Origin of the sequence: Mesorhizobium sp. M0802, assembly GCF_040320115.1 — a bacterium.
In the GTDB taxonomy this organism is placed as follows: domain Bacteria; phylum Pseudomonadota; class Alphaproteobacteria; order Rhizobiales; family Rhizobiaceae; genus Mesorhizobium.
The window spans coordinates 104,209-128,823 of sequence record NZ_JAMYOY010000020.1; the positions used below are offsets into that span (position 1 = coordinate 104,209).

General features: G+C 60.9%; 26 protein-coding genes and 1 pseudogene. 10 read left to right on the plus strand and 17 right to left on the minus strand.

What is annotated here, in order from left to right; translation table 11 throughout:
- Positions 1-109: 109 nt before the first annotated feature.
- Positions 110-433 carry an FtsB family cell division protein gene (locus NKI10_RS24880; protein WP_023682560.1) on the minus strand — a complete coding sequence of 108 codons (324 nt, stop codon included), beginning with the start codon at positions 431-433 and terminating at the stop codon, positions 110-112.
- A 138-nt stretch (positions 434-571) separates the two neighbouring features.
- Complete coding sequence (eno, locus tag NKI10_RS24885; RefSeq protein ID WP_023682561.1) at positions 572-1,846, minus strand: phosphopyruvate hydratase; 1,275 nt, start codon at positions 1,844-1,846, stop codon at positions 572-574.
- A gap of 224 nt (positions 1,847-2,070) precedes the next feature.
- Between eno and NKI10_RS24890 the strand changes: the two genes are divergently transcribed.
- Both NKI10_RS24890 and NKI10_RS24895 read left to right on the plus strand, forming a co-directional pair.
- Entirely contained in the window at positions 2,071-3,534 is a 1,464-nt protein-coding gene (locus tag NKI10_RS24890) for a glycoside hydrolase family 19 protein (RefSeq protein WP_352862184.1), read from the plus strand.
- Between the two features lie 109 nt (positions 3,535-3,643).
- Positions 3,644-3,766, plus strand: a complete 123-nt coding sequence (locus NKI10_RS24895; RefSeq protein WP_023682563.1) for a hypothetical protein — start codon at positions 3,644-3,646, stop codon at positions 3,764-3,766.
- A gap of 82 nt (positions 3,767-3,848) precedes the next feature.
- Here the strand turns inward: NKI10_RS24895 and NKI10_RS24900 are convergent, their stop codons facing one another.
- The 6 genes from NKI10_RS24900 to NKI10_RS24925 form a co-directional block, all read right to left on the minus strand.
- Positions 3,849-4,214: a PRC-barrel domain-containing protein gene (locus NKI10_RS24900; protein ID WP_023668909.1), complete on the minus strand. Its 366-nt coding sequence runs from the start codon at positions 4,212-4,214 to the stop codon at positions 3,849-3,851.
- An 81-nt stretch (positions 4,215-4,295) separates the two neighbouring features.
- Entirely contained in the window at positions 4,296-4,499 is a 204-nt protein-coding gene (locus NKI10_RS24905) for a dodecin family protein (RefSeq protein ID WP_023668908.1), read from the minus strand.
- A gap of 97 nt (positions 4,500-4,596) precedes the next feature.
- Positions 4,597-5,475, minus strand: a complete 879-nt coding sequence (kdsA, locus tag NKI10_RS24910) for a 3-deoxy-8-phosphooctulonate synthase (protein WP_031196594.1) — start codon at positions 5,473-5,475, stop codon at positions 4,597-4,599.
- Positions 5,472-6,344 (minus strand): VOC family protein, encoded by an 873-nt coding sequence (locus tag NKI10_RS24915; RefSeq protein ID WP_023714175.1) that lies wholly within the window; start codon positions 6,342-6,344, stop codon positions 5,472-5,474. Before NKI10_RS24915 ends, kdsA begins: the two co-directional genes overlap by 4 nt.
- Positions 6,345-6,399: 55 nt before the next feature.
- The gene (locus NKI10_RS24920) at positions 6,400-6,690 is read right to left on the minus strand and encodes a Dabb family protein (protein ID WP_023682566.1); all 291 of its coding nucleotides are present in this window, start codon (positions 6,688-6,690) and stop codon (positions 6,400-6,402) included.
- A gap of 113 nt (positions 6,691-6,803) precedes the next feature.
- A complete protein-coding gene (locus tag NKI10_RS24925) occupies positions 6,804-6,938 on the minus strand; it encodes a hypothetical protein (RefSeq protein ID WP_023668905.1) in 135 nt (44 codons plus the stop codon).
- 260 nt (positions 6,939-7,198) lie between these two features.
- Here NKI10_RS24925 and NKI10_RS24930 point away from each other — a divergent pair, with 260 nt between their 5' ends.
- Entirely contained in the window at positions 7,199-8,449 is a 1,251-nt protein-coding gene (locus NKI10_RS24930) for a class I SAM-dependent methyltransferase (protein WP_352862185.1), read from the plus strand.
- Positions 8,450-8,510: 61 nt separating this feature from the next.
- Here NKI10_RS24930 and NKI10_RS24935 read toward each other — a convergent pair whose 3' ends face one another.
- Both NKI10_RS24935 and NKI10_RS24940 read right to left on the minus strand, forming a co-directional pair.
- Positions 8,511-10,490, minus strand: coding sequence for a bifunctional 2',3'-cyclic-nucleotide 2'-phosphodiesterase/3'-nucleotidase (locus NKI10_RS24935; RefSeq protein WP_352862186.1), 1,980 nt, complete (start codon positions 10,488-10,490; stop codon positions 8,511-8,513).
- Positions 10,491-10,630: 140 nt separating this feature from the next.
- Positions 10,631-11,896 carry an NAD(P)/FAD-dependent oxidoreductase gene (locus tag NKI10_RS24940; protein ID WP_352862187.1) on the minus strand — a complete coding sequence of 422 codons (1,266 nt, stop codon included), beginning with the start codon at positions 11,894-11,896 and terminating at the stop codon, positions 10,631-10,633.
- Between the two features lie 180 nt (positions 11,897-12,076).
- On the opposite strand from NKI10_RS24940, the gene NKI10_RS24945 reads away from it, so the two are divergent.
- Entirely contained in the window at positions 12,077-12,742 is a 666-nt protein-coding gene (locus tag NKI10_RS24945; protein WP_352862188.1) for a 5-formyltetrahydrofolate cyclo-ligase, read from the plus strand.
- On the opposite strand, the gene NKI10_RS24950 is transcribed toward NKI10_RS24945, so the two are convergent.
- Positions 12,739-13,212: an Lrp/AsnC family transcriptional regulator gene (locus NKI10_RS24950; protein WP_352862189.1), complete on the minus strand. Its 474-nt coding sequence runs from the start codon at positions 13,210-13,212 to the stop codon at positions 12,739-12,741. The two genes, NKI10_RS24945 and NKI10_RS24950, sit on opposite strands and share 4 nt — an antisense overlap.
- 155 nt (positions 13,213-13,367) lie before the next feature.
- Here NKI10_RS24950 and ald point away from each other — a divergent pair, with 155 nt between their 5' ends.
- Complete coding sequence (ald, locus tag NKI10_RS24955) at positions 13,368-14,483, plus strand: alanine dehydrogenase (RefSeq protein WP_352862190.1); 1,116 nt, start codon at positions 13,368-13,370, stop codon at positions 14,481-14,483.
- Between the two features lie 383 nt (positions 14,484-14,866).
- Here ald and NKI10_RS24960 read toward each other — a convergent pair.
- The 3 genes and pseudogenes from NKI10_RS24960 to sseA form a co-directional block, all read right to left on the minus strand.
- Positions 14,867-15,333 (minus strand): annotated as a pseudogene (locus NKI10_RS24960) (DUF1203 domain-containing protein).
- Between the two features lie 172 nt (positions 15,334-15,505).
- Positions 15,506-16,069 carry a GNAT family N-acetyltransferase gene (locus tag NKI10_RS24965; RefSeq protein ID WP_352659077.1) on the minus strand — a complete coding sequence of 188 codons (564 nt, stop codon included), beginning with the start codon at positions 16,067-16,069 and terminating at the stop codon, positions 15,506-15,508.
- Between the two features lie 5 nt (positions 16,070-16,074).
- Positions 16,075-16,926, minus strand: a complete 852-nt coding sequence (sseA, locus tag NKI10_RS24970) for a 3-mercaptopyruvate sulfurtransferase (protein ID WP_352659079.1) — start codon at positions 16,924-16,926, stop codon at positions 16,075-16,077.
- A 206-nt stretch (positions 16,927-17,132) separates the two neighbouring features.
- Between sseA and NKI10_RS24975 the strand changes: the two genes are divergently transcribed.
- Genes NKI10_RS24975 through NKI10_RS24985 form a run of 3 tightly spaced genes read left to right on the plus strand, consistent with a single transcriptional unit; the run spans position 17,133 to position 19,251 of the window.
- Positions 17,133-17,564: a hypothetical protein gene (locus NKI10_RS24975; protein WP_023672793.1), complete on the plus strand. Its 432-nt coding sequence runs from the start codon at positions 17,133-17,135 to the stop codon at positions 17,562-17,564.
- Positions 17,564-18,430, plus strand: coding sequence for an alpha/beta hydrolase (locus NKI10_RS24980; protein WP_352853820.1), 867 nt, complete (start codon positions 17,564-17,566; stop codon positions 18,428-18,430). Before NKI10_RS24975 ends, NKI10_RS24980 begins: the two co-directional genes overlap by 1 nt.
- 32 nt (positions 18,431-18,462) lie before the next feature.
- A complete protein-coding gene (locus NKI10_RS24985; RefSeq protein ID WP_023682577.1) occupies positions 18,463-19,251 on the plus strand; it encodes a Stf0 family sulfotransferase in 789 nt (262 codons plus the stop codon).
- A 9-nt stretch (positions 19,252-19,260) separates the two neighbouring features.
- Here NKI10_RS24985 and NKI10_RS24990 read toward each other — a convergent pair whose 3' ends face one another.
- Entirely contained in the window at positions 19,261-20,463 is a 1,203-nt protein-coding gene (locus tag NKI10_RS24990) for a cytochrome P450 (RefSeq protein WP_023714170.1), read from the minus strand.
- Between the two features lie 219 nt (positions 20,464-20,682).
- Here NKI10_RS24990 and NKI10_RS24995 point away from each other — a divergent pair, with 219 nt between their 5' ends.
- Positions 20,683-21,609 (plus strand): Lpg1974 family pore-forming outer membrane protein, encoded by a 927-nt coding sequence (locus NKI10_RS24995; protein WP_156931562.1) that lies wholly within the window; start codon positions 20,683-20,685, stop codon positions 21,607-21,609.
- Between the two features lie 51 nt (positions 21,610-21,660).
- The gene (locus NKI10_RS25000) at positions 21,661-22,518 is read left to right on the plus strand and encodes an alpha/beta fold hydrolase (RefSeq protein ID WP_023682579.1); all 858 of its coding nucleotides are present in this window, start codon (positions 21,661-21,663) and stop codon (positions 22,516-22,518) included.
- Positions 22,519-22,571: 53 nt separating this feature from the next.
- On the opposite strand, the gene NKI10_RS25005 is transcribed toward NKI10_RS25000, so the two are convergent.
- On the minus strand, positions 22,572-23,315 hold the full coding sequence (locus tag NKI10_RS25005) for an alanyl-tRNA editing protein (protein ID WP_352862191.1): 744 nt from the start codon (positions 23,313-23,315) through the stop codon (positions 22,572-22,574).
- Complete coding sequence (locus NKI10_RS25010) at positions 23,315-24,349, minus strand: cysteine synthase A (RefSeq protein WP_352862192.1); 1,035 nt, start codon at positions 24,347-24,349, stop codon at positions 23,315-23,317. The genes NKI10_RS25005 and NKI10_RS25010 overlap by 1 nt, the downstream gene beginning before the upstream one ends.
- Positions 24,350-24,615 lie beyond the last annotated feature (266 nt).

A 24,615-nucleotide genomic window follows, 5' to 3' on the forward strand; every position in this document is an offset into this window, starting at 1 on the left:
AAGGAAGCTAACATGCGAGACCGCGTTTCGCCATGCAGAAAAACGCATGGCTGGCATGCATCTAAACGTCTAGAATCATTGGAAATAAAAGCGATTAACCGAAATTAGGTTATTTCGAATTGGCCGGCAGCATGATGGTGATTTCATCGGGCTGGGACAGATTGAGCGCCCGGCGTGCCTGCTCGTCGAGCATATCCTTTTCAAGCGTGCCCTCATGCATCAGCTGGACGCGTCGCTCCAGATCGATCCGGCGCGCCTTGATGGCATCGTACTTGGCCTGCAATTCGATGGTCTGCGCTTCGAGCTGATATTTGGAATTGATGCCGAACTCGCCATGATAGGCATGGAAGCCGAAATAGGCCAGGAACGCCACGCAAAGCGACGGGATGATCAGCCGGCCGGTGTTTCTCTGCTTGTGTTGGCGTGTCCACATGGTCGCAATCCTTTGACCGCCATTTGTCGCTCGATTGTGCTTAATGGACGGTTACGGACAGGTGCATTAGCCAGCGGCCGCAACGAAAAAGGGCGGGAAAATCCCGCCCTTCCATCGTTTTCGCCAGTTCGGCAGAATTTAGGCTTTGACCACCGACTTGCCAGCGTAGCGCGCCTGCTTGCCGAGCTCTTCCTCGATGCGGATCAGCTGGTTGTACTTGGCCATGCGATCCGAGCGCGACAGCGAACCGGTCTTGATCTGCCCGCAATTGGTGGCGACGGCGAGGTCGGCGATGGTCGAATCCTCGGTTTCGCCCGAACGGTGCGACATGACTGCGGTGTAGCCTGCCTTATGCGCGGTCTCGACAGCGTCGAGCGTTTCGGTAAGCGAGCCGATCTGGTTGACCTTGACCAGGATCGAATTGGCGACACCCATGCGGATGCCGTCGCGCAGCCGCGCCGTGTTGGTGACGAAGAGGTCGTCGCCAACCAGCTGCGTCTTGTTGCCGATCAAATCGGTCAGGTACTTCCAGCCCTCCCAGTCGTCCTCGGCCAGGCCGTCCTCGATCGAGATGATCGGATAGTCGGCGGCGAGCTTGGCCAGGTACTTGGCCTGCGCCTTCGGATCGCGGGTCTTCTTCTCGCCCTCATAGACGTAATTGCCGTCCTTGAAGAATTCGGTCGCCGCACAGTCGAGACCGAGCGCGATCTCTTCGCCCGGCTTGAAGCCGGCCTTCTCGATTGATTCCATGATGAAATCGAGCGCCACCGGCGCACTCTTCAGATTGGGCGCGAAGCCGCCTTCGTCGCCGACATTGGTGTTGTGGCCGGCATCCTTGAGCTTCTTGCGCAGCGTGTGGAAGATTTCCGAGCCCCAGCGCACGCCTTCGCGCAAAGTCGGCGCGCCGACCGGCAGGATCATGAATTCCTGGAAATCGATCGGATTGTCGGCATGCGCTCCGCCATTGATGATGTTCATCATGGGCACCGGCAGTAAATGCGCCTTGGTGCCGCCGACATAGCGGTAGAGTGGCAGGCCGGCGGCTTCCGCTGCTGCCTTGGCGACCGCCAGCGAAACGCCGAGAATGGCGTTGGCGCCGAGCCGGCTCTTGTTGGGCGTGCCGTCGAGCTCGATCATGGTCTGGTCGATGTGGATCTGGTTTTCGGCTTCCATGCCGCCGATCGCCTCGAACAGCTCGCCATTGACGGCCTCGACCGCCTTGAGCACGCCCTTGCCGAGATAGCGGGCGCCACCGTCGCGCAGTTCGACGGCCTCATGCGCGCCGGTCGACGCGCCGGACGGCACCGCGGCGCGGCCCATCGAGCCGTCTTCGAGAACGACGTCGACCTCGACGGTCGGATTTCCACGGCTGTCCAGGATTTCACGCCCGACAATGTCGATGATGGCGGTCATTGCGATGTCCCCGATTGATCGATTGAAAGCGTCGCGCCCCTCTTAGCCAAAGTGCCGCAAAAGGCAATCAGGAATGGCATGAAATAATAGCGACGATCGCCCCATGCGGCCAGGCCCAGGGGCCATGGGCGACGCCATCTGACGCAAACAACAACCCCTACCTGACCTCATATGTCTACGCCCATGGGGCGGATGCCCCTCCCCCTTTTATCGCGGCAATGCCTTTGTCACGAAATACCAGACGGCACACAAACTCCAGCCGATGCTTCAAAAGAGGCTACCGCCAACGTGACAAACTTCACAATGCAGAGAATTCGAAGATGTTAGGGTCACATCTACAACGCGGACTATTTGACGACGACAGTGAAATCAACAAACTTGAACTCTTTGGGGAGGTGGCAATGGCAGCGATTTCAGGTACTGGCTGGGAACTTCTTATTAGCCGCAGAGTCGAGCATATGAGGGGCACCAGACGCAGGACGGTCGGTACCTATAAAGTCTTCCACAACGGCACGGCAGTAACGGGTCTATCGGGGTTCGTGTGTGAATCTCGCGGCCCTGGCGACAATTCCAAAGAAGACAATGGCAGGCGCATCGAGCCCGGAACCTATCCACTGGCGACACAGGCCGGAGGCAAATATGTGACCATCGGCTACACTGGCGCCAAGACGCCACCCAAACCTGGACTCGAACTGCTGAAGACCAACAAGCGCACCGAAATCCTGATCCATCCGGGCGTCAATTTCCTGTCCAGCGTCGGATGCATCAACCCAACGAAGAAGGTGAGCGGTCCGCTTTCCGACATGGATTTCACGGAGAGCCGGACACGCGTAATCGCCCTCATTGACGATCTGAAAACCTTTGCCGGCGGTGGCTTCCCGAAAAGCAACGGCAAGCGAATTCCCAATGCTTCGGTGGTCGTCGAAGGCGAACCGGTGCTGTCGACCGAGAGTGTCGAGAGCGTGCTCGAAGCGGTTGCGGGCGATCCGAACAAGGGTTTGCCGGCAGCGGTCTTCCAGAAATTCGCGCCGAGACCGGCAAGCGGTTCCAAGCGAACAATCTATGACGGTTACATCGGCGCCTTTACCTCCGACAAGGGCCTCAAGGCACTTGGCGATCATGGCGTGTGCAACAATTATGATCGGCTGATGCATTTCTTCGCTCAAGCGGCGATGGAAACCGGTGGCTTCACCCTCATTCGCGAATCCCTGACCTACACGACCGTGGCGGCAATCCGGAACGCATGGAGGTCGCGAGCCGCGGGCAAGACCGATCAGTGGATCGGGGACAACCTGCTGCGCAAGCCGCAAGCCCTGGGCGACTGGGCCTATGGCGGCCGCATGGGCAATGTTAAAGGAACGTTGGACGGCTTCAATTTCCGCGGCGGCGGCACGTTCCAGACCACCGGGCGCGACGCGTACACGGCCAAGGGCAAGCTCGCCAAGGTTGACCTCGCCAATCATCCTGAACTGATCGAGGATCCGCAGACTTCGCTGCTCGCAGCTTGCGCCGAATGGAAAGGGTCAGGCTGCAATGCCTTTGCCGATGCCGGCCTGATCAAAAAGATCTCGCGCGCGATCAACGTCGGCAACGCCAATTCCGCCACGCAGGCCAATGGCGAAGCGGATCGGATCGCCTGGCACGAAAAGGTTTTCAAGGCGGTGAAGAATGCCGGACTCCTCGGCTGAGCATGCCTCGGATCACGTTCGACAACACCACGTCATCATAATTCAGAGATAACAATCTCTGTGTCGACTAGGATGGTGATGCGCGGGGCGAAACAGGAGGAGTTTCGCCATGTCCGAGTTGAGCGGTATCGTGAGTTTGTTCCTGATCGCGGCGGCGTTCCTGACGTCCTGCGATACGCAGCAGCCGCCCAGGGCGGCGACGCAGCTGTCTACGCTTCATGCAGCAGAATAATTTAGAAACTGTCGGGTTGCACTGAAAAGGCCCCCGTTTCGGAATTCGGGGGCCTTTTCACGTCAGGCGTCAGCGCAGCTGATCAATGCCAATACGGCGTGACCTTGTAGTAATCATAGGAAGCATCACGTGCGGCCTCGCCATCGGCGCCGGCCAGTTCATTGATCGAATAGGCGGGTGCTGCCTTCAGCTGCTCCTTCGAGAACGGCACGACATAGCCGCCCTTGTCCTCGTCATAGTCGAGGCTCGCCCACGGAATGGCGTGATACTTCTCGCCAATGCCGAGAAATCCACCGAACCCGATCACCGCGAACATGATGCCGTTCGACGTCTTGTCGAGCATGATGTCCTCGATGCTGCCGATGCTCGTGCCCTCGGTGTTGTAGACCGACGTGCCGATGACGCGCGAAGCGGCGATTGCTTCGGTGTGGCCTGTTTGGGTGGTCATGGCTGATGCTCCTCATGTCATTGATCTATACTTTGACAATGAGGTGCGCGGGCGAAAGTTCCCGTTTTTTCGAGCGGGCGGTTACTCCGCGAGGATGAACGTCACCTTCATGTTGACGCGATACGCCGCGATCCTGCCGTCCTCGACGACGATCTTCTGGTCCTGGATCCAAGCGCCTTCGACGTTCTTCAGGGTTTTGGATGCGCGCTCAATCCCCTTCTCGATGGCGTCCTGAAAGCTCTTTTTCGACGACGACGTGATTTCGGTGACGCGGGCGACGGACATGGCTTCCTCCTGCCAAGACGCTCATTTGCAGGAGCGAGCCTACAGCCGGCTTATGCCTTCCACAAGCAGGGCAGCGCGCGCGCCATAGCCGAAACCATCAGCCTCGGTTCAGGTCAGCAGCATTCTTGGCGATGCGGTCGAATGCCATCAGTCTTTCGAGCAGCGCCGGCATGTCCTTCAGCGGCAGCATGTTGGGCCCGTCGGAGGAGGTCGAATTGTCGGGATCCTGGTGGGTCTCTATGAACACGCCGGCGACGCCGACGGCAACGGCAGCCCGCGCCAGCGTCTCGACAAAGCGGCGCTCACCACCGGAGGAACCGCCCTGCCCGCCCGGCTGCTGCACCGAATGGGTGGCGTCGAAAATCACCGGCGCGCCGATCTCGGCCATCACAGGCAAAGCCCGCATGTCCGACACCAGCGTGTTGTAGCCGAAAGACGCGCCGCGCTCGGTGGTCAGCACATTGAGGTTGCCCGAACCGGTGATCTTGGCCACCACGTTCTTCATGTCCCAAGGCGCCAGGAATTGCCCCTTCTTGACGTTGATCACCTTGCCGGTCTTGGCGGCGGCGACCAGCATGTCGGTCTGGCGCGACAGGAAGGCCGGAATCTGCAGCACATCGACATGGTGTGCGACGATCGCGCACTGCTCCTCGGTGTGGACATCGGTCAGAATGGGAAGCGAAAACGCCTTGCGCAACTCGTCGAACACCGGAAGCGCCGCGTCCATGCCGGCGCCGCGCGTTGCCGACAGCGAGGTGCGGTTGGCCTTGTCGTAGCTGGTCTTGTAGACGAGGCCGATGCCGAGCTTGCCGGTCAGTTCCTTCAGCGCGCCGGCCATGTCGAAAGCGTGCTGGCGCGATTCGAACTGGCACGGGCCGGCGATCAACGCCAAGGGCCCGCTGTTGTCGAAGACGACGTTGCCGACGGTTACTGACGAATTCGGCGCCAGCGAATTGGGCCCTTGCGGCTTGCTCATGGGGTCTCCCGGAAGATGAAAGCCGCGCCCTGTCCGGATGCCGGCTGCACGACGATTTCGTTGCCCGCTATATCGTGCCCGACGGCGTTGTCTGCAAGCAGCCTCGCGACAGCGCCGACACTGCGGGCCGAAAAGACGATCGCGGCGAAGCGAAGGTCCGTCGGCGCGCCAGCCGACATGCCGAAGCGCTCAGCGAAAGCCGCGGGCTTGAGAACGCTCAAACGCGCGTTCGCCAGGTCGAACGCCGTGCTGCTCCTCTGCCTCGAACCCGTCGCTGTCTCGATCAGGTGGCGCTTTTCGGATGGCACGCCGCTGACCGCGACGATTTCGGCAATGCCGGTCACGCCGTTGGCATGGGCCTGCAGTGCCGTACGGTCGATTTGAGGGGCGTTGATCCGCTCGCAAGCGAACAGAAAGGCGTCCATCGTCTCGGCGCCGGCGGCGAAAGCCAGTTTGAACGAGGCCATGTCGCTCTTTCCGGCCGTGTCGGTGAAGGCGCGGGAAAAGCTCAGTACGTCTCCCGCCGACAGGCCGGCTTTGATAAAGCGCGCATGGTCCGCATCGGCATCGTCGGTGGCCAGCACCACGGCGGAAAAGCCCTCATCGCCCAGCCTGGCGCGATAGAGCCGGTCGCGCGCGACAAAGACATTGCCACCGGCAAATGCCTCGTCTGCAGCCTGTTCATTCCCGACCGCCAGCGGTTCGAGGTAGGTGCCGTCGGCGAAGAAGACGCAGCAATTTTCGGTGCCGAAAGGGTGGATGCCGGTTGGTGCGACGATGAAGCCAAGCGATGTCAGCCGCGCCCGCGCCACGGCGAGGCTCGCCGTCGGCAACACAAGATGGTCAAGCGGATGGATCGTGCTGGTCATGCCGGCGCGGTGTGCATCATTCCGGAAATCGGTTCAAGGCCTCTTGCCAGCCCGATCAGGCCATCGCCACGACATCGGCCGAATAGCGCAATTCGCGCAATGGTTTGACCCGACTGGTCGTCTCGGCATAGAGCGGGTGCGCCTTGTAGGCGGCAAGCGCGGCATCATCCTCGAACTCGGCATAGACGACCACGTCGATCGCATCCGACAGCGGATCGACCTTGGTGTTGAGCGTCACCTCGAAGAGGCTTGAATGCGGGATCTTGCCCAGCGCGAGCAAGCCCGTGCGCACGGCCTCGACATCGTCCTTGCGCCGCGCGCTGAAGAAAACGATATGCCGGATCACACCTGCCTCCACGTTCGATTTGCGGCATGTTTTGTGTGAGCGGGACCGTCGCGTCAACCGCCACGATGTCGCGCCCGGCAATGCCGGCAGGCGACTTTGCAGAGGCGCAAAAGCTAGGCTTTGCCGGTGACGTAGCGCACGACGCGCGACATTTCCCTGACCGTCGTGTCGAGATAGCGGCCCTGATTATAGAGGCCATCCCAGATCAGGAAAAAGGCGATGGCGGTGATGACGATGACGTAACGCATGGCTGAAACTAACGTATGTGGCTGTTCCTAACCATAGCGATTTCACCGGCGGTCGCTCGCCCTCACCGATTCTGGCCCCAGGCACGCCACCTGGGCCAGTTGCCGGGCACGGCTTGCCTCTTGAAGTTCCGGTCGATGCGGTGGAAGATTGTGGCGAAAATTTAAGCAGGCTACGGCGTTCGCGCCTGGCGAATGAAAGTGGAGGATGTGGAGGCCGGCAGATCTTGCGCCGCCCCCGCGGAAGTCCAGGGGGGTGTGAGATGGCTGTCAGGGAATACAAAGGCATCGGCGACGCCATCAGGCTGGACGAACTCAATTTCGCCGAGATCGTCAAGGGCCTGCCGGCCAAGGCGCGCATGGTGCTGTCGGCGGCGATGAAATTGCCGCGCGGTTCGCTGAAGGTGAGGATGCCGGATGGCCGGGCGGTGCTTGTCGGCGGCAACGGACCCGGGCCGGATGCCGAGCTGGTGTTGAAGAACTGGCGCCTGCCCGGCCGTGCCTTTTCCGGCGGCACCATCGGCGTTGCCGAATCCTACATGGACGGCGACTGGGAAAGCCCTGATGTAACCAGCTTCCTCGAACTGTTCGTCGTCAACTCGGCCGTTGGGGAACGCATTGCCGGCGGCGCCAACTGGCTCATCAACACGGTCCAGCGCATCCGCCACTGGTTCAACGAAAACACCCGCACCGGCTCGAAGCGCAACATCTCGGCGCATTACGATCTCGGCAACGCCTTCTACAAGCAATGGCTCGATCCCAGCATGACCTATTCGTCGGCGCTCTATGCGACCGGCGCCAACGACCTGGAAAGCGCTCAGGCCGCCAAATACCGCGCGCTGGCCAAGGATACCGGCATCGGCAAGAAGGACCATGTGCTCGAGATCGGCTGCGGCTGGGGCGGTTTTGCCGAATTTGCCGCGCGCGAGATCGGCTGCCGCGTCACCGGCCTGACCATCAGCCGCGAACAGCACGATTTCGCCAAGGCGCGCATCCAGAAGGCGGGACTGTCTGACAAGGTCGACATCAAGCTGCAGGATTACCGAGACGAAACGGGCACTTACGACCGCATCGCCTCGATCGAGATGTTCGAGGCGGTCGGCGAAAAATATTGGCCGGTATTTTTCGGCAAGATGAAGGCGTGCTTGAGGCCCGGCGGCACCGCCGGCCTGCAGATCATCACCATCAACGAGGCCGCCTACGACACCTATCGGGCGCGGCCGGATTTCATCCAGCGCTATGTCTTCCCGGGCGGCATGCTGCCGACGCCGTCGATCCTGAAGACGCTGGGCAGCGACCATGGCCTTTCCCATCTGCGCGAGCGCGTCTTTCCGGACGACTATGCCCGCACGCTTGCCGAATGGCGCAACCGCTTCTGGGCGTCGTGGGAAAAGATCGTCCCGCTCGGCTTCGACGACCGCTTCAAGAAGCTCTGGGAGTTTTACCTCCACTATTGCGAAGCCGGCTTTAGAGCCAGCTACATCGACGTGCGCCAGGTGGTCTACAAGGCCTGATCCGAAGCGTGATTGAGCGGGCGTATGCCCGCTCGTTTTCCCTGTTACCTGCGCGTTTGCCTCAAAGCAGGATGCGATACTTCGCAAACCCGGATTCGCCCTCGCCGGCCGGCTCGATCTTGAGCGATTTCACTCCCGATATAAAATCCTTCGCTTTGGGGCCGGTCTCGAACACGACGCTGGTTCCGGGCAGCGGCGTGAACGACCAATTGTCGTCGGCCGAGGGGTTGATCGTGCCTTCGCTGACGACGTAGCGCACGATCACGTCGCGGTTGGTGTCCGGCGCCTCGTAGATGATCTTCGAGGCATTGATGTCGGGGAAATTGCCGCCACCGCCGGCGCGGTAATTGTTGGTGGCGACGACGAATTTCGCTGCCGGATCAATAGGCTTGCCGTCGAAGCTGAGGCCGACGATGCGGTTCGAGCCGGCATTGGCGACGCCACCCTTGGCATCGTATTTCGGCGGCTGCGACAGGTCTATTCCGTAGCTGACGCCATCGATCACATCGAAATTGTAGGACGGGAATTCGGGGTCGATGAGCGCCTGGTCGGCCTTGCCCGGCTCGATCTTCCTGAAAATGCCGGCCGACATTTCCAGCCATTCCTTCACTTGCGCGCCGGTGATTTCGACGGCGCGCACCGTGTTCGGATAGAGATAGAGGTCGGCGACGTTCTTGATGGCGATGTCGCCCACCGGCACGTCGGTATAGTAGTCGGCGCCGTTGCGCCCGCCGGCCTTGAAGGGTGCGGCCGCCGACAGCAGCGGCACGTCCTTCCACTGCGTGCTCTTCAATATGTCCTTGAGGTACCAGCTCTGCGCCTGGTTGACGATCTGCACCGACGGATCATCGGCGACCAGCGCGAAATAGGAATAGAGCGGCGCCGAGGTCTTGCCGACCGGTCGGCGGACATAGGCAAGTGTCGCCTCATGGTCCGCCTTCAGCGCATCGACGACGCGCTGGTCGTCCGCCACCGTCGGCTTGTTTGCCTTGTCGACGCGCTGGTAGATCGGCCTTGCCTCCGATGTGGCCGAGGCTACGCGCCATTTCGATCCGTTCCGTTCCAGAAGCAGATCGATCAGTCCCATATGCGAGCCCCAGAAACCGCCCATCACGGCGGGCTTGCCCTGCAGCGTGCCTTTCTCGGTGTCGACGCCTTCGAGCGCCTGAAAATCCTTCTTGCCGGGGAAGACGAGATGCTGATGGCCGGTGAACACCGCATCGATGCCTTCGACGCCGGCGACGAAGAAGGAGGCGTTCTCCATGCCGTCGCCCTGCTTGATATCGATGCCGGAATGCGAGAGCGCGATGACTATGTCGGCGCCCTCCTCCTTGATCTGCGGCACCCATGCCCTGGCCGCCTCGACGATGTCGCGCGTCCTGACATTGCCTTCCAGGTTCTTCAGGTCCCAGACCATGATCTGCGGCGGCACGAAGCCGATGATGCCGATCTTGATCGGCTGCTCGGCGCCCGACCCGTCCTTGATCTTCTTGTCGAGGATGACATAGGGCTTGAGGTAGAGCTTGTCGTCGCGCGGGTTGGCGGCAAGCTCGGTGCCGCGGATCAGATTGGCGCAGACGAACGGGAAATTGGCCCCGGCCAGCACTTTGTCGAGGAACGACAGGCCGTAGTTGAACTCGTGATTGCCGAGCGTCGAGCATTCATAGCCCAGCAGGTTCATGCCCTTCATGATCGGATGCAGATCGCCTTCCTTGAGGCCCTTCTCATAGGCGATGTAATCGCCCATCGGATTGCCCTGCAAAAGATCGCCATTGTCGATCAGCATCGCATTGGTGGCTTCCTTGCGCACCGCCGCGATCAGTGAGGCCGTCCGCGACAGGCCCATCGTGTCGTTGGCTTTGTCTGCGTAGTAGTCGTAAGGCAGCACATTCACATGGATGTCGGTGGTCTCCATGATCCTCAGATGCGCCTGATTGGCCTGCGCGCGGGCGGAAAACGGATGCAGCATGATGAGCGCCCCGCTGGCGGCCGCACCGGCAAGCAAACTACGGCGGGAGACGGGGTAGTTGAGATGCGGCATTGGTTTTCCTTCCCAGCGACGTGACAAGATCCCAGCCCGGGCGGAAGCTTCGCGCCGAAAACCGGCCATGTCCATCGGGAAGTCAGTCGATCAGCAAAAGGTGACGGCTGGATGAATATCCTTGGCCACGGTTGAGAACCTCAGCCCTTGTTATCATCGCCCTGGGTGATCAGCCGCGCGCTACGCTGGCCGGTCAAATAGATCCATAGCCAGCTAAGCGACACCGAGAGCCGGTTGCGAAAACCGATCAGGAAGTAGATATGCGCCACGCCCCACAGCCACCAGGCAAACCATCCCGTGAGCTTGATCCGGCCGAAATCGATCGCGGCTGCCCACTTGCCGATCGTCGCCAGGTCGCCGGCATGTTTGTAGCGGAAAGGGCGCGGCGCGCTATCGCCGGCCAGCCGCGCCCTGATCGTCGCGGCAACATGCTTGCCCTCCTGCTTGGCGGAGGGCGCCACGCCTGGCACCGGCTTGCCGTCCGGCCGCAAGACATGCGCTGTGTCGCCGATGACGAAGATTTCAGGACTGTTCGGCACGGTCAGATCGGGCTCGACCATTACCCTGCCCGCCCGGTCCACCGGCGCGCCCAGCCACTCTCCCGCGGGCGAAGCCGCTACGCCGGCGGCCCACAGGATGGTTCGCGCCGGCAGATGCGTCTCGCCAAAGACGACGCCTTCGGCATCGAGGCGCGTGACGGCGCGGCCAAGCTCGACCGTGACGCCCCGCCGCTCCAGCGCCTTGCGCGCATAGTCGGACAGCTTTGGCGCGAAATTGGCTAGGATCCTGTCTCCGGCCTCCACCAGCACCACACGCGCCTCAAGCGTGTCGATGTTGCGGAATTCGCCGCGCAGCGTTTCATGCGCGAGTTCGACAATGGTGCCGGCAAGCTCCACGCCGGTCGGGCCGCCGCCGACGATGACCAGTGTCAGCAGTGCCTGGCGCTTGGCCGGATCGGTCTCGCGCTCGGCCTGCTCGAAGGCGAGCAGGATGCGCCGGCGAATGGTGGTTGCGTCTTCCAGCGTCTTCAGCCCAGGCGCGAAAGGCTCCCATTCGTCGTGGCCGAAATAAGCATGACGCGCGCCGGTGGCGAGCACCAGCGTGTCGTAGGGAACAGAACTGCCGTCCTCAAGCAGCACGCGTTTGCCTGGACGGTCGACGCCGGTGACGTTGCCGAGCAGGGTCGTCACGTCCTCGCGCTTGCGCAGCAGATGACGGATCGGCCAGGCAACTTCCGAGGTCGCCAGCGAGGTGGTCGCCACCTGGTAGAGCAGCGGTTGGAAAAGGTGATGGTTGCGCTTGTCGATCATGGTGATGCGCACGGGTGCGCCGGCCAGCGCCCGGGTGAGTTCGAGACCGCCGAACCCTGCGCCGACGACAACGACATGATGGCTGGTTTCACTCATCGCATTCACCCCTGTTTGTCTCTCTTTATCTAGTGATTTTTGTGCACCGCAACAATGTCGCGGCGCGCTAGACTGCCGCGCGTAAGGCTGCCCAGGACTCGTCGCCGGATGTCGCGAATGCCTATGTCGGCAAGCCTGGACGGGTATAGCCTTGCAGGGCTGGAACCACGGGAGTGAAGCATGGCCAACGACGATGACAAAGATCGCAAAGGGCGGGCGCAATATTCTTCGCCGCCTTGCTTCATGCACGAACTCGATCCGGAATTTCGCGCGCCATTGACCGACTGGACCGATGTGCGCCGTTGGCGCAAGGCCGAGCGCGAGCGTCTGATCGCGGCACGGTTGGCGGTTTCCGCCGATGCGCGGGTGGCGATGTCGCGGGCTATCGCCGAAGGGCTCGACGCGGCCATCGGCGACATTGCCGGCCGCATGGTCAGCCTCTATTGGCCGTTTCGCGGCGAGCCGGACCTGCGGCCGTGGATGGCGTCGATCAACGAACGCGGCGGCCTCACGGCGCTGCCCATCGTGATCGAGAAAGGCCAGCCGCTGATCTTCCGCGCTTATGTACCCGGCGACCGGCTGGAAAAAGGCATCTGGAACATCCCGATCCCGGCCGAAGGCGAGCCGGTGCTGCCCGACATCGTCATCTCGCCGATCGTCGGCATCGACCCGCGAAACTACCGCCTGGGCTATGGCGGTGGCTTCTTCGACCGCACGCTGGCTGCCATGCCGTTCAAGCCATTGGTCATCGGCGTCGGCTACGAACTGCAGCGCATAGCCACCATCTACCCGCAGCCACACGACATCCCGATGGACCGGCTGGTGACCGAGGCTGCTCAGGGCTAGGCCAGTTCCGGCTTCATCCCCATCGCCGTGCGATCGACGATCTCGCGCAAGGCGAACGATGAGTTGATCTTGGTCACATGCGGCATTGCCGACAGCCACTCCTTGTGGATGCGCTCATAGTCGACCAAATCCTTGGCGGCGATGCGCAGAATGTAGTCGTATTCGCCCGACATCAGGTGGCACGACAGCACATTGGGGCAGCGCCTGATCGCCGCCTCGAAATCCGACAGCGTCTTTTCGAATTGTCCCGACAGCGATATGTGCACGATCGCCGTCATCTGGTGGCCGAGCGCTGCATTCGAAAGCCGGGCGTGATAGCCGCGGATGGTGCCGGATTTCTCCAGATTGTCGAGCCGGCGCGAACAGGCCGACTGCGACAGGCCGACCCTTTCGGCGAGCGCCGCATTGGGTATGCGGCCATCCTTCTGCAGTGCCTCGAGAATGGCGATATCGATCCTGTCGAGCGGCATTTCTCGTGATTCCTGCGAAATTTCCTTGATTTCGCGCAACGATTATCGAAACGCGTGACCCCGCGCAAGCGCATTCGCAAACACCTGCGCAACGATTCGTGGTTCACTCGGTTGATACAGGGAACGAGCCCGAAGGGCCGGATCAGGAGAAGACTATGCGCGTCGGCTGCCCCAAGGAAATCAAGAACCACGAATACCGAGTCGGCCTGACGCCGGGCTCCGTCCGCGAATATGTCGCGCATGGCCATGAAGTGCTGGTCGAAAGCGGCGCCGGCGCTGGCATCGGCGCCGATGACAATGCCTACCGCGCCGCCGGCGCCACCATCGCCAGGACCGCCGCCGACGTGTTCGCCAAGTCGGACATGATCGTCAAGGTCAAGGAGCCGCAGCCCAACGAATGGGCGCAGCTGCGCGAGGGCCAGATCCTCTACACCTATCTGCACCTGGCCCCGGATCCGGAGCAGACCAAGGGCCTGCTCGCGTCCGGCGTCACCGCAATCGCCTATGAGACCGTAACCGACGACCGCGGCGGCCTGCCGCTCTTGGCGCCGATGTCGGAAGTTGCCGGCCGCCTGTCGATCCAGGCCGGCGCGACCGCGCTGCAGAAGGCCAATGGTGGCCGCGGCGTGCTGCTCGGCGGCGTGCCCGGCGTACTGCCCGGCAAGGTCGCCGTGCTCGGCGGCGGCGTCGTCGGCCTGCATGCCGCCCGCATGGCGGTCGGCCTCGGCGCCGACGTCACCATCATCGACCGCTCAATCCCGCGCCTGCGCCAGCTGGACGACCTCTTTACAGGCCGCGTCCACACCCGCTACTCCACAGTCGAGGCGCTTGAGGAAGAATGCTTCTCGGCCGACATCGTCGTCGGCGCCGTGCTCATCCCGGGTGCTGCTGCACCCAAGCTGGTGACCCGCGAAATGCTGTCGGGCATGAAGAAAGGCTCGGTGCTGGTCGACGTCGCTATCGACCAGGGCGGCTGTTTCGAGACCTCGCACGCCACTACCCATGCCGAGCCGACCTATGAGGTCGACGGCGTGATCCACTACTGCGTCGCCAACATGCCGGGAGCCGTGCCGGTGACCTCGGCGCACGCGCTCAACAACGCGACGCTGCATTATGGCCTGCAGCTGGCCGACAAGGGCCTGAAGGCGCTGGTCGACGACCACCATTTGCGCAACGGCCTCAATGTCCACAGGGGCAAGATCACCAATCGCGCCGTCGCCGAAGCACTCGGCTATGAGCTGGTCGAACCGAAAGTGGTTCTGGCTGCCTGACCCCACCTAAATCCTGATCTCACCTAAATTGGGAAGACTTGCTCCCGTCAGCCCGCCGGCTCATCCCGGTGGGTTTTTTCTTGCGGGCAAAACGCCGGCAACAAAAAAGCGGAGCCAAAGCCCCGCTTCCTCGATATCGAGATCCCCGCCGGTTCATCCGCGGTCGGCAATCCATCGACCTTTTAACGTATGAATGCGACGGCAGTACGACAGTTCGCCGCCAGTCGGCGCGCCACCGTGTGCCGGCGATAGTCGCGGGCGCTGTGTGAAGCGTTTCACATCAGCCATCCGAAAAACCTGCACAGACAGGGGTGCCAACTTGACGGATCGAGCCGTCACACGGTTCCCAACTGCCCGCCAGACAAACGGCGGGCATTTTTTTGTCAGGCACGTTCGATTCGGCACTGATAGCAATTGTTGCGTGCCGAGCGGACATGGACGTAGGCGATATCGTCGCGTTCGAGCAGGGTTTCGGCCCGCGCCGTGATTGCTGAGGTCAGGATGACGCCGCCACTGCCGTAGACGATGGGATTATCCCCGTCATAGCCACGCACGATGTAGTCGGGGCTTTCGAGCACCTCTGGCAGCTGCTCGGTCTCGGGGGCGCGTTCGCATTCTTCCGCATGCAGGAAGATCGGACCAGTTTCAGCGTAAGGCTGCAGATCCGGGAATGGGCGATAGGCCAGAACAGATAGACGTCGCCCGCGGCGATGTTCTTCAGACAGTGCCGGCAAGGGATGCCGTCGCCGTCGGAAATCTTTCGCTCGGGCGTGTGGCCGTAGGCATCCGGGCCTCCAAACTGCAGGGCTCTGACCTCCTGGGTTGGCAGGGCTTTGAACTGAATGGTCATGGCAGAAATCTCCGGTGTCGTTGACCAGAAATTATGCATCCAAGCCGATGCTTCCCACCCGATTCCTGCCAAGTATCGAAGCGTCAATTGGGTATCATCAGCCGGTGCTATCGAAATCTCGATGAATCTGCGATGGCGGTCGGTCTCGCAAACAAGCCGGCTAATTAGGATGTCATGGCCTCATGACGCTGGCCGAGCGCTCGGAGAACGACAGCGGATGCACGATCTCCTTCTTTTGCGCCACCGGCGCAAAACCGAGCTTCTGGTAGAGCGGCAAGGCCGCCGGATGGTCGAGCGTGCAGGTCTGCACCGTCACCCGCTTCGGCTGATACGACCAGGCGGCGGCGACCGCCGCGCCCAGGAACCAGCGGCCGATGCCTAGCCCGGTCGCATGCTCCATCATGCCGAAATAAGCGAGCTCGACCTCTTCCGGCAGATGCGGCTTGAGGTCGAAGAACCCGGCCGGCGCGCCGTCAAGATAAAGCACCCGGATGTCGCGGTCCTCGCGGTGAATGCCGGCCGCAAGCTCTTCATCGTGCAACCGCAGCACATTGACCCAATGCCATTTGCGCCCCACCCGATCCATCAGATAGCGGTAGAAATGCAGCGGAATGTCCTTGGTCTTCAACAGCGCGATCTGCCTGTTGTAGGGCAGCGGCGGTGAATAGGCCGGCGGCACATGCATTTCCAGAAACGTGACCGTAACCTCGATGTCGTCCAGCGCGCCATTTTCCATCGCCATCATTCCTTGCCCGTCACCACAGGCGTGTCTGCCAGCCCGCCCCATTCCGTCCATGAGCCGTCATAGAGCCGGTTGTCGGTGTGACCGAGCGTCTCCAGCGCCAGAGTGACGACGGCCGCCGTTATGCCGGAACCGCAAGAGGTGACGACCGGTTTCGACAGATCGATACCGGCACCCTCAACGGCCTTGCGCAACTGGTCCTTCGACAACAGCGCGCCATTCTGTGACAGCGCCGAATAAGGCAAATTGTGCGCGCCGGGCATGTGGCCGGAGCGAACGCCGGCGCGAGGCTCAGGCTCGGTGCCGGTGAAACGGCCGGCGCCACGGGCGTCGGCAATCTGGCTTTCTTTCGTTTGGACGATGCGACGCATGTCGGCTAGGCTGGCGACGCGGGCGGCGTCGAAATCTGCGTGGAACACGTTTGGCGCGATCTTGGTCGGCTCCGCCGTCACCGGCCGGCCGGCCGCCTTCCAGCGGTCGAAGCCGCCATCCAGCACGTAGACCTGGAACACGCCCATGACACGGAACATCCACCAGGCGCGCGGCGCCGAGAAGAAGCCCGGACCGTCATAGACGACGATGGTGTCGTCGGCCGAAATACCCATGGCGCCGACATATTGCGCGAAATGCTGCGGCGAAGGCAGCGTGTGCGGCAGCTTGGCATCTGGGTCCGAGGCCGCATCCTGGTCGAAGAAGCGCGCACCCGGAATATGCGCTGCCTCATACTCGGCGCGCGCATCGCGCTTCTGCGCCGGCAGATACCAGGATGCATCGACGATCGTCAGGCCGGGCTCGCCAAGACGGCTCTGCAACCAGTCCGCATCGACTGTGAAAGGGCTGTCATCGGCCATCGTTGTTCTCCTGCCTTGTTGGCCGACTACTATATTTTGGCGGCCATTCGGTTCCGGATCCTGTTTGGCCCGACAATCTGAATGCGCAGCGAGCGCACGACGTAGTCAGCCGCAGCAGTGTGTTGATTCTGATTGTTTTCGTGTTTCGTCGCGAGTACGGAGTGATGGTTATGATCTGGGATGGGCGGGGTCAATAAAATCTCGACATGAGCAATCTCTTGTTTTCCCGAACTCCGAGCAATCCGGCTTCGCTCGGGCTTGTTTGCAATTTTCTTGCACACTATCCGCCTTTCGATGGTTACGAATTCGGCTTGATGGTGAAGACGCTACGCTATCAAATGGATCAGCAGACACATATGATCGGCTCGATCGACGACGTTATCGTGGCCTACGTTGGATGGATCCAGACCAGTCGCGAGATAGCGGAGGCATGGGCGAAGAATGGCGGTCCGCTCAATCCTTTTCCCGGCGGCGACGCTACCGCCGTCACGGTGCTGGCGACGCGGTCTTCGTCCCATATCCTGCCACTTATCAAGAACGCCAAGCTCATAAACCTTGACAAGTCGGTGTTCTGGAAACGCGACTTCATTGACAACCGCGGCTCGGTCAAGCGTGCCGTCCGCAAGCGCGACATCTGATGAGTTCGGCCAAGCCTGCCGAGGCACTGACGCAAGAAATACTTATCCGGCTGGATGACCGGTATGCCGCGATGTTCGTGCGCATCTGGCGGCCAGCCGGCACGCCTCACGCCACAGTTTTCTGCCTTCACGGCTTCACCGGCAATGGTGCCGATTTTAACTACCTCGCCACATTCTTGTGCCGCAATGGTTTCCTGGTTGTCTGCCCAGACCTGTTGGGGCGCGGGCGTAGCGCCTATCTGGGCTCCGGCTACGACATCAACGTCTATTCCAAGTGCCTGCGCGCGCTTGGCGAGTTCGCCGGCACGGAGAACCACTTCATCGGCACTTCGTGGGGCGGCACGATCTTGCTGTTGTTTCTGCACATGACTCGCTCCAAGGCCACGAAAATCGTTCTCAACGACGTTCCAATGCTCGGCGGACCTAAGGTCGACGCTATGAGAGACGACGTCATGAAGGAAAGTGCGCTTAAATTTGAGAGCCGTGCGGCTGCCAAGGACTATCTGGCCACCACCAGATCCCTCATGGGGCCGGTCGAGGACGCAGTGTTCAATCGCTATGTGGAGAACCGGATCGCAGCCGGTCCCGAGGGCTTCCGGCTCGCCTATGACCCCGCAACGACGGGAAATTTTGGCGCACTGACCGGCCGCCAATACGATCTTTTCCCAATCGCTGCCAAGATCGACGCCCGCGTTCTGTTGATGTACGGCCGCGACAGCCAATTCGTCGACCGGCAGGCCATCGAGCGCACACGGCTCGCACGGCCTGATCTGTGGCTTGTCGACAACATCGATGCTGGCGATCCGCCATCGCTGATGACGCTGGACCAGGCTCTGCTCATCCTGGGGTTCCTGTCTGCGGCCTAAATCTGGCGTGTGATTGTGGGTTGGTTCCGGATATGCATTTCGACGATTTGTACAGTGAATACATCTCGGCGACCTATGATCGCCAAAGCTCAAGCGAAAATCCCGCCAAGATCCTGATTTGCACCACTCCGCGAACGGCCGGGCATTCCTATTGCCAAACCTTGCAACAGTTCGGCTTGGGAATCCCAACCGAGTATTTTCAGTGGCAGTATGCCTTGCCGCTGATGATACGCTGGTCGGCCGACAACACAATTGATCTTGAAAAACTCAACGAGCGGGCAATGGCCTATGGTCGCCAGCTCCTGGCGAAAAGGACTGAGAACGGTGTGTTCGCCGCCAAGATCTTTTTTGAAAACCTGCCATTCGCACGCAATTCAATCGGCAATGACGACGGCAACTCGTTCTATGTCTTCCTCTCAAGAAGAAACAAGGTGGATCAAACCATAAGCCTGCTTTCGATGCTCCATACTGGCCAGCCGTTCGACAGTCGGGAGACGCTGCCTGGAATCCCCAAGGTGACAATTTTGACCGAGAGGGTTGCCAGGGATACCGCCCAACATATTTTCGACAGCGAAATCAGGTGGAAAAATTACCTGAACACCCTTGATCAGAGCAGAGTGGCTGAGGTCTGCTACGAGGACTTCATCGCCAACCAGCAGGAAAACGTTTCCGCCACGATGAGCAACTGGTTCCCAGGTTTCGAGTTGAAATCAAAAGCCGTATCGACGGGTGCGCGCTATGCGCATGATACCGAACTCAAGGCGATGATCAAAAGGCAATTTGGGGACTATGTCGCTCGCTTTTGGCAGGACCATGCCTGACCCTGCGTTTCATCGACGCGAAACACTGACGGAGGCACCCTGCGCCGGGCGCAGTGCCAGCGCATAGTCGAACCGGATGACATCGTCGGCCCGGCTAAAAGCAAACTGGCGCACAATGGCAAGGACTGCCTCCCGAACTTCCAGCCGGCCGAGACGTGCGCCACCGCACATGCGCGGTCCGGTGAGGAAAGGAATGAAGGCCCTCCGATCAAAGCTGTTGTCGAGGAACTCCTTCCGGCTGGCATCGAAGACACGCGGGTTTGACCAGAAAGCCGGGTTCTGGTGCACGCCGACGATCGACACCATGATCAATTGCCCGGCGTAGAGACGCCGACCTTCGAGAACCGTATCGGCACCGACTTCCCGGGTCAGGAACGGAATCGGAGGGAAAAAGCGCATCGTTTCGTTGATCATGCAATCGGTATACGGCGTCTGCGCATCGCCCGAGAGAACCTCGGCATGGATACGGTCTTGCACCTGCTGGTTTGCCCCCAGTCTATCGATCACCCAAAGTGCGGTCGTCACCGATGTCTCGACGCCTGCGAAGAAGTTCATGACAAACTCCTCCACCGGCGAGAAGCCTTCGATATCTGTGGCTTCGCTTCTAAAGCGGTCCATCTCCGCAGCGGCGCGGGGATCCGCCATCAGCAGCGATGCGAAATCGGCGACCACCGCGCGAGCGTCCTGGATAGCGTTCCCACGTTCGGCGGTCGTCGGCGTCACCCAGGAATAATATTGGAGACGCCTCAGAACGTCGCGGACCCTGTCGAGCAGCAACAGCGTCGCCGCCATATCGGGAACAAGGCCGAACGCCCTGTAAAATATGGTCATCGACGCGGCGAACAACGCTTGCTGGATGGCTGGTAGCGTGGCGTCGCTACTGGACAGACAGGTGGCGAAGATTTCCGCAACGGGATGCTGCTGCGCCGGCTTGGCGGCCGCCAAATAGACGTCCTGGGTGATGGTACGCCGGACCGACCAATCCTGATCGTTCGTGTTGAAACGGCTGAAACCGAGCGCCGAGATCAGGGAGAAGTTCTTCCGAAAGAGCTCCGGCGCCTTGACGATTGTGTCGACGGCTTCCGGATTGTCAAAGACAACCATGTTGCCGAAGTCGCTGGGCCGACCACTCGTTTCCGCCTGCCCGCCATGAGCAAAAAGCGCATAGACGAGGTTGTTGAGAACGCTTTCGATTTGTATCCGGTCGTCCATCGATGCCCCCCGCGCAGCCGTAGACACCAGGCGGCCAGCGCCGACATCTCGACCAGAAACTCCTACGCTATCACATTCGATTCGCAGAGATAAAACGGGTTCTGTGGCAAACGCGTAACACTGCCCGATAAATGATTATGGCAGCTATGACGAAAGGTGCCGCTGCGGTAGTGTGCGAGTGGGCTAATATCAATTCAGATCGATTCCAGGCGGGGAAAAATGCGAAATCAGGTTTCAAGTAAGCTTCTTGCTACGGTTGCAGCGTCTGCCGCTTCGGTGACATCAGTTGGTGTGGTCGCGGCTCATGCCGCCGATGCACAGGTAACCGATCCTGCAGTGGTCGATTCCCGCATCAAGATTGCCTTCGAAGGCGCGGTCTATCAATCCAACGTCGACAAGCTTGGCGATACCAGCGACAAGCTCGGCAGTGGCAATGATTTCGGCGATCTCTACGGATCAGTGGCGCTCACCAAAGCGATTTCTTCGGATGTGGACTGGAGGCTCGCTGGTACTTTTCACGCCGGCCAGGACAACGACTTTAGTCTGAATGTCCCGCAAAGTGGCGGCGTCATCGGCCTGTCGTTCGGCAACAGCTACAATTTCCAAACGCTCGACTTCGATATCGGCAAGCATGTCGAGGCGCAGGGCGCCGACATCCGATTCTTCGGCGGTCTGCGCTTGCTGCACTCCAAGGAGAAGCTGAATTTCAATGTGAGCGCCACTCCCAATGATCCGGCCGACAAGGGCGGCAACGCTGACAAGCTTGGCTCATCCGAGTTCTACGGCATCGGTCCGCGCCTCGGCGCCGAAGTCTACTATCCGCTGGGTGAGACGTGGGGTCTTACCGGTGCGGTTTCGGGCTCGGCTATGTGGGGCCGACGGACGGACAAGTTTAGCCTCCACGAACATGAGAGCGATCCAAGCGATCCTACTCCTGATCCAGATATCAACGTCAGCGAAAGCCAGCATTCCAACAAGGTTGTTACCAGCATAGACCTTTCCGGTGGCGTGACTTTCAAACCGTGGGAAAATACCACGTTCACCGCAGGCTATCGGGTCGAACAGTGGCACAATCTGCTTGAGATGGCGGACAAGAGCACCCAGACATTCAACGGCCCGTTCCTGCGCCTCGAAGTCAAGATGTAGGCCGGCGGTTCGAGCCTCCCAGCTCGGACTACTGCTTCGAATGGATTGCAATTGACGGAACAGGAAGTGGCGTTTGAATCTAGGGTTGCCGTCAATGGCAACGTCAAACTGCACTACACAGCGGCGGGCTCAGGCCCGCCGATTGTGTTTCTGCATGGCATTCCGGATCACGGAATGGGCTGGCGCCGGCAGATGCAAGCGCTCTGCGACCGATATCGGGTGATCGCGCCGGACCTGAGGGGCTTCGGACAAAGCGATGGACCACAAGGCCATGGCAACTATGCGCTGACCCACCTGGTCAACGACGTGCTGGCTGTTCTTGCAGCGGAAAAGCTGACCCAGGCCGCTATTGTCGGCCATGACTGGGGTGGCATCATCGCATGGTGGCTGGCCATACGCGTGCCGCAGGTCGTGCGCCATCTCATCCTGCTGTCGGCACCGCACCCCCGCAACTATCTGCGTGCGGTCGCCGATCCGGCCAATGCCGAGATCATCGGATATGTACGTGGCTTCCAGGTCCCGGGCGCCACCCAGATGCTGGACATCGACAAACTCGCCACCTGGGTCGCCGATCCGCAGGACAGGCAGGCCCTGACAGATTCGCTCAGGCGATCCGATCCGGAAGCGATGCTGGGCTACTACAGGGCCAACATACCGCTTGGCAGGGTGCCGGATCTGGGCCAGCTGCCTTTGGTCAAGGCGCCGACCCTTGTGCTGTTTGGCTCCGACGATCCCTATGTGCCGTCAAGCGCTTTTGACGGGACCTTCCGAGAAGTCGACAACGTTACCGCCGTGATTGCTTTGCCCGGGGCTGGCCACTTCATCCACCATCAAGCAGCCAAGTTTGTCACCGACCAGATCGAAGCATGGGTTGAGCGATCACCGTCCAGTTTCCGACACCTTGGTTAAGCCAAGGTGTCTCAGACCGGCTGAGCAATATAGAGGCCACGTGCTATTTGACCCTAATTCACCGGCAGCGGTCCGAAGCGAATGCGAAAACGCCGGTTTTCGCGGCCCTTCTTCTCGATCTTGCCGATATGGATTTCACCGACTTCGCCGGTGCTTTTGACATGGGTGCCGCCGCAGGGCTGGCTGTCGATCGAAGCGTTGTCGCCGATGCAGACCAGGCGGATCTTGCCGGTGCCGGCGGGCGGCCGGACAGTCTTGGATTTCACCAGGCCAGGATTGGCTGCCAGTTCCTCGTCGGTGATCAGCCTGACGAAGATCGGATGATCGGCCCGCACCAGCTCCATCAGCCCGGCGGTGACGTCTTCCCTGGTGAAGCCGGCATCGGGAGCGTCGAAGTCGACGCGGCTGTCATCTTCGGAAACCGCAGCACCGGTAATCGGAAACGGACAGACGACGGTGAGCAAATGGCAAGCTGCGTGCATGCGCATCAGGAGATGCCGCCGCTCCCAGTCGATGGCGAGTTTCACCCGCTCGCCCACCTCGGGTGCCGGCTGCTCCGGCGCCGGCACATGGATGATCTCGTCCTTGGTCTCGCCGGTGATGGTGGCGGCAATGGCGATGCGGCTGCCGTCCGCGCGCTCTAATGTGCCGGTATCGCCAGGCTGGCCGCCCGATGTGGCATAGAAGATGGTCCGGTCGAGAATGATGCCGCCGCGCTCGTTGATGGCGACAACGGTGGCGTCAGCCTCTCTGAGATAGGCGTCGTCGCGAAACAGCGCTTCTGTTCTGTGCGCCATCAGGCGACCTTCTCATACGGCACCGAAATTGTGCTGCGCTCATCCATCCAGCCCGGCACCGGCAGGTTCTTCTCACGCAGGAATTCCGGGTTGAACAGCTTCGACTGGTAGCGCGTGCCATAGTCGGCAAGGATGGTCACGATGGTGTGGCCGGGGCCAAGCTCGCGCGCCAGCCGGATCGCGCCGGCAATGTTGATGCCGGTCGAACCGCCGACGCACAGGCCTTCTTCCTGGATCAGGTCGAAGACGATCGGCAGCGCCTCTTCGTCCGGCACCTGGAACGAGAAGTCCGGCGTGAACCCATCGAGATTTGCCGTGATGCGCCCCTGCCCTATCCCTTCGGTGATCGAGCTGCCGTCGGACTTCAATTCGCCACTGGTGTAGAAGGAATAGAGCGCCGCACCCAGCGGATCGGCGAGCGCGATCTTGACGTTGCTGCTCTTGGCCTTCAGCCCGAAGGCGACGCCGGCCAGCGTTCCGCCCGAACCCACCGCCGAGACGAAACCGTCGACCTTGCCGCCGGTCTGCATCCAGATTTCTTCCGCCGTGGTGCGGATATGGCCGTCGCGATTGGCAACGTTGTCGAACTGGTTGGCCCAGATCGCGCCGTTCGGCTCCGACCTCGCCATCTGCTCGGCCAACCGCCCCGACAGTTTCACGTAATTGTTGGGGTTCTTGTAAGGCACCGCCGGCACTTCGATCAGCTCGGCACCAAGCAGCTTGATCGTGTCCTTCTTTTCCTGGCTCTGGGTGTCGGGAATAACGATCACTGTGCGATAGCCCAGCGCCTTGGCAACCAGCGTCAGGCCAATGCCGGTATTGCCTGCCGTGCCTTCGACGATGACCCCGCCCGGCTTCAACAGCCCGCGCTGTTCGGCGTCGCGGATGATGAACAGGGCGGCGCGATCCTTGACCGACTGGCCGGGATTCATGAACTCGGCCTTGCCCAGGATCTCGCAGCCGGTCTGCTCCGAGGCCTTGTTGAGGCGGATCAGGGGCGTGTTGCCGATCGCTTCGATCACAGAACGGGGCATCCGGGATTCCTTATGTAGCTGCGGCGAGACCCTAGAAACCCGAAGCTTGCGTTTCAAGGCAAGAATTCGCCTGGTCCAGAGCATGATGCCGAAAAGTGTGAGCGGTTTTCGGCCGACATCATGCTCTATTCCCTTGATTCAGAGTCGGGGTGTTTCGGGTGTTGTTGAGGCGAGGACGACCCACCGGGTGCGGGGTATGTGGCGGGGCCAGAAGCACGCGCCGGGCCACACCCGGGTGCCAAAATTAAAAAAACAGAGAGCAATTT

Coding starts and splice junctions, on each gene's coding strand:
- kdsA (WP_031196594.1), bottom strand. CDS start 5,475: ATGAGCAAGCCGCAAGGGCCCAATTCGCTGGCGCCGAATTCGTCAGTA.
- NKI10_RS24950 (WP_352862189.1), bottom strand. CDS start 13,212: ATGCCGCTCGACAGGATCGATATCGCCATTCTCGAGGCACTGCAGAAG.
- ald (WP_352862190.1), top strand. CDS start 13,368: ATGCGCGTCGGCTGCCCCAAGGAAATCAAGAACCACGAATACCGAGTC.
- NKI10_RS24935 (WP_352862186.1), bottom strand. CDS start 10,490: ATGCCGCATCTCAACTACCCCGTCTCCCGCCGTAGTTTGCTTGCCGGT.
- NKI10_RS24925 (WP_023668905.1), bottom strand. CDS start 6,938: ATGCGTTACGTCATCGTCATCACCGCCATCGCCTTTTTCCTGATCTGG.
- NKI10_RS24975 (WP_023672793.1), top strand. CDS start 17,133: ATGAGCAATCTCTTGTTTTCCCGAACTCCGAGCAATCCGGCTTCGCTC.
- NKI10_RS24965 (WP_352659077.1), bottom strand. CDS start 16,069: ATGGAAAATGGCGCGCTGGACGACATCGAGGTTACGGTCACGTTTCTG.
- NKI10_RS24930 (WP_352862185.1), top strand. CDS start 7,199: ATGGCTGTCAGGGAATACAAAGGCATCGGCGACGCCATCAGGCTGGAC.
- NKI10_RS24915 (WP_023714175.1), bottom strand. CDS start 6,344: ATGACCAGCACGATCCATCCGCTTGACCATCTTGTGTTGCCGACGGCG.
- NKI10_RS24980 (WP_352853820.1), top strand. CDS start 17,564: ATGAGTTCGGCCAAGCCTGCCGAGGCACTGACGCAAGAAATACTTATC.
- sseA (WP_352659079.1), bottom strand. CDS start 16,926: ATGGCCGATGACAGCCCTTTCACAGTCGATGCGGACTGGTTGCAGAGC.
- NKI10_RS24880 (WP_023682560.1), bottom strand. CDS start 433: ATGTGGACACGCCAACACAAGCAGAGAAACACCGGCCGGCTGATCATC.
- NKI10_RS24990 (WP_023714170.1), bottom strand. CDS start 20,463: ATGGACGACCGGATACAAATCGAAAGCGTTCTCAACAACCTCGTCTAT.
- eno (WP_023682561.1), bottom strand. CDS start 1,846: ATGACCGCCATCATCGACATTGTCGGGCGTGAAATCCTGGACAGCCGT.
- NKI10_RS25010 (WP_352862192.1), bottom strand. CDS start 24,349: ATGCCCCGTTCTGTGATCGAAGCGATCGGCAACACGCCCCTGATCCGC.
- NKI10_RS24995 (WP_156931562.1), top strand. CDS start 20,683: ATGCGAAATCAGGTTTCAAGTAAGCTTCTTGCTACGGTTGCAGCGTCT.
- NKI10_RS25005 (WP_352862191.1), bottom strand. CDS start 23,315: ATGGCGCACAGAACAGAAGCGCTGTTTCGCGACGACGCCTATCTCAGA.
- NKI10_RS24895 (WP_023682563.1), top strand. CDS start 3,644: ATGTCCGAGTTGAGCGGTATCGTGAGTTTGTTCCTGATCGCGGCGGCG.
- NKI10_RS24900 (WP_023668909.1), bottom strand. CDS start 4,214: ATGACCACCCAAACAGGCCACACCGAAGCAATCGCCGCTTCGCGCGTC.
- NKI10_RS24985 (WP_023682577.1), top strand. CDS start 18,463: ATGCATTTCGACGATTTGTACAGTGAATACATCTCGGCGACCTATGAT.
- NKI10_RS24905 (WP_023668908.1), bottom strand. CDS start 4,499: ATGTCCGTCGCCCGCGTCACCGAAATCACGTCGTCGTCGAAAAAGAGC.
- NKI10_RS24945 (WP_352862188.1), top strand. CDS start 12,077: ATGGCCAACGACGATGACAAAGATCGCAAAGGGCGGGCGCAATATTCT.
- NKI10_RS24940 (WP_352862187.1), bottom strand. CDS start 11,896: ATGAGTGAAACCAGCCATCATGTCGTTGTCGTCGGCGCAGGGTTCGGC.